Raw genomic sequence first — 2,791 nt, 5'->3', positions numbered from 1 at the left:
TGCGATGACGGGCCTTGAAATATCGCCGCTGACGGAGGCCGACGCGATTAGCGTGGCGCGGTATCACTATACGCGGGCCGGCAAGATCAAATCGGCGACCCTTCTGGTGGATCAGGCAGATGCGCCGAGCGAAATCCAGTCCCGCAAGCTCCCATTGTGGCGGATTGATTTCTCCGATGCCGGGTCGACCGCTTTTTATGTATCACCGGACGATGGATCACTCATCACAAGGCGGCACACTTACTGGCGCATCTTCGATTTCGCCTGGATGCTGCACATCATGGACTATGAAGAACGCGCCGACGTGAACAACACCCTTCTGCGCATCGCTGCCGGGCTCGGCATGGTTCTGTCAATTCTGGGCACATGGTTGCTGTTTTTCAGCTTCAAGCGCCGCCGTGGAGCTATCTAGATGATGACGATTGTTCGACAGGCACACAAATGGATCGCACTCATCCTCGCTATCCAGCTCACGCTGTGGATGCTGAGCGGCCTTGGTATGGCGATCCTTCCCCACAGTAAGGTGGCAGGTGACCATCGCATGGCGGAACGCGCCGCCCCCGCTCCAGTCCTGAAAGCCGCGACCGGCCAAATCGGCCTGCCTGCAACCGTGGACGGCGCCGAAGTCCAGCAGGTTCGCCTGCGAAATCTGGACGGACGGGTGATATTCGATACGGTAACATCTGACGGATCCGTGCTCTCGGATGCAGTCACCGGAGCGCCCATCATCGTAGACGAGGGACTCGCCACCCGGATCGCGCTTGCCGATTATGCCGGACCCGGTGACGTCGTGAACGTCCAGTATATGCTAGAAACAACGCTGGAAGTCCGAGATCATTTGGCCCCTGCATGGAGGATCGACTTCGACGACCCCGAACGGACCACGATCTACGTATCGGGACGCAACGGTCAGATCCTGGAGCGGCGCAACCATTACTGGCGCGCCTTTGACATCTTCTGGATGCTCCACATGATGGATTATCAGAACCGGGCAAGTTTCAACCATCCACTCATTATCACCGCTGCGCTTATCGTGCTCTGGCTGGGTCTCAGCGGAATCGCTCTGTGGTTTGACAGCTTCCGGCGCAGCGATTTCAACCTCGTCGGCAAGTGGCAAGGCCGCGGCAAGGTCTTCCCCCTGTCACTCACCGACAGCGAAGGTAGCGCGATCAAGATGGCCAGCGCCCGACCGATGCAGTCCCTTTTCGCCGCAATGGACGAGCAGGGTTATCCACTTCCCTCAACATGCGGCGGCGGTGGCACGTGCGGCCTATGCAGGGTCCAGATTGGCACAGCCCTTCCAATACTACCCGCTGACCGCAGGCAAATCCCGGAAAGCGAACTGGCATCCGGCTATCGCCTGGCGTGCCAGCATCGGGTGGAAGCTCCGCTCGTGGTCACCCTGCCGCACGGCCTGCTCGACGCGAAAAACCTGGAAGGTACGATCGTGGCGACAAACTTCATCACGCCTGACATGTATGAGCTACGCATATCGCTCCCCGAGCCGCTCGACTTCAGGGCTGGCAGCTATATCCAAGTCAAGGTTCAGCCCTTCCGCTGGGATATTGAGCAGTCTAATCTGCCAAATTCGGTCAAGATCCGGTGGGAAGCCTCAGGAACAGCCAGGGCTGTCGGGACCGACGAGGCGGTCTACCGGACCTATTCTCTCGCGAATGCCCCGGGCGAGCTTGGCCATGACATCATCCTGAGCATCCGTCTGGCGCTCGCAAAGCCTGAGGCACCAGGCGCTTCTGCAGGCATCGGGTCGACATATCTCGGCTCTCTGGTCGCCGGTGATACGATTGAATTGCGAGGGCCATTCGGAGACTTCCATGTCGACTCCGGAGCCAGTGAGACAGTATTCATTGGCGGAGGGGCCGGCATAGGGCCAATCCGCTCGATGATTGTCGACCAGTTGGCCACGAACGGCCGAACTTCGCAAATGTCGCTCTGGTATGGCGCCAGGACGCAGGAGCACATTGTCTACAAAGACGACTTCGAGAAGCTGGCAAGCGCTCACCCGAACTTTTCCTGGCATGTGGCCCTGTCAGAAGTGCCGGAAACGGATGACTGGCCCGGCGCGCGCGGTCTGATCCACGACCTCGTCCGAGATCAGTATCTCGCCTCGCATCCGGATATCGAGCGCTGCAGTTTCTACATTTGCGGCCCACCACAAATGCTGAAAGCGGTCCTGTCGTTGCTGAAGTCCCTAGGCGTGCCTGACAGCCGAATTATGTTCGATGATTTCGGCAACTGACGTGATGACGATATAGGCAACCATCTTGATGGCCAAGGAAGTGCCGACGTTGTTGTCACCGGAAGCGGACTTGAGGCGACATATCCTGGCGTTTAGCCTCAGGAAGTGGCCAATATTCTGTTTCGCTACTTCAAAAACTGATGCTGTCATGTGTGGACGGCCCCGGCTCTGCCAGCGCCAAGTTTGACGGACGTTGATCTGACGGGAAGCGGTCGTGTGTCCGGCTTGCTTAATCCTCACCCAAGAGCCGCCGGTGCCTATCTCGACGGAACAAGACAGGATCGATCTTGAACGCGCAATGATGATCATACCATGAAGGAACTCATGACAGTCCTGACCTTTGAAAAAAGCCCTTCCGGCGAATGATACGAGCCAAACAGCCGGGTGTGCATGTACTAAAGCACATCCGCGACAAAAGGAATCGTGAGGGATTCCCTTTTGCTTCGAACTCTGATTCTCCTGTTCGGCAGGAGGATTTGTCGATGGCAGTTTCGTATTCGCTTGATTTTCGCCGGGCTGTTGCGGCCCATGTTG

Annotated in this window: 2 protein-coding genes and 1 pseudogene; 2 read left to right on the top strand and 1 reads right to left on the bottom strand. The window is 57.7% G+C overall.

Features of this window, described 5'->3' with window-relative positions; all coding sequences use genetic code 11:
- Both ACESNB_RS12390 and nqrF read left to right on the top strand, forming a co-directional pair.
- Nucleotides 1-412, top strand: a pseudogene (locus ACESNB_RS12390) (hypothetical protein); the annotation flags it as partial.
- Nucleotides 413-2,257 carry an NADH:ubiquinone reductase (Na(+)-transporting) subunit F gene (gene nqrF / locus ACESNB_RS12385; protein WP_373007743.1) on the top strand — a complete coding sequence of 615 codons (1,845 nt, stop codon included), beginning with the start codon at nt 413-415 and terminating at the stop codon, nt 2,255-2,257.
- Here the strand turns inward: nqrF and ACESNB_RS12380 are convergent.
- On the bottom strand, nt 2,210-2,791 hold a 582-nt coding region (locus tag ACESNB_RS12380; RefSeq protein ID WP_373007741.1), incomplete at its 5' end, for a hypothetical protein. The genes nqrF and ACESNB_RS12380 overlap by 48 nt on opposite strands.

This window comes from Hyphomonas sp., assembly GCF_041689225.1.
GTDB lineage: Bacteria > Pseudomonadota > Alphaproteobacteria > Caulobacterales > Hyphomonadaceae > Hyphomonas.
The sequence above is the reverse complement of the archived record's forward strand: the minus strand, read 5'-3'. Positions and strand labels throughout refer to the sequence as shown.

Bases quoted from the DNA above. Each gene is read 5' to 3' on its own strand.
- nqrF (WP_373007743.1), top strand. From the start codon at position 413: ATGATGACGATTGTTCGACAGGCACACAAATGGATCGCACTCATCCTC.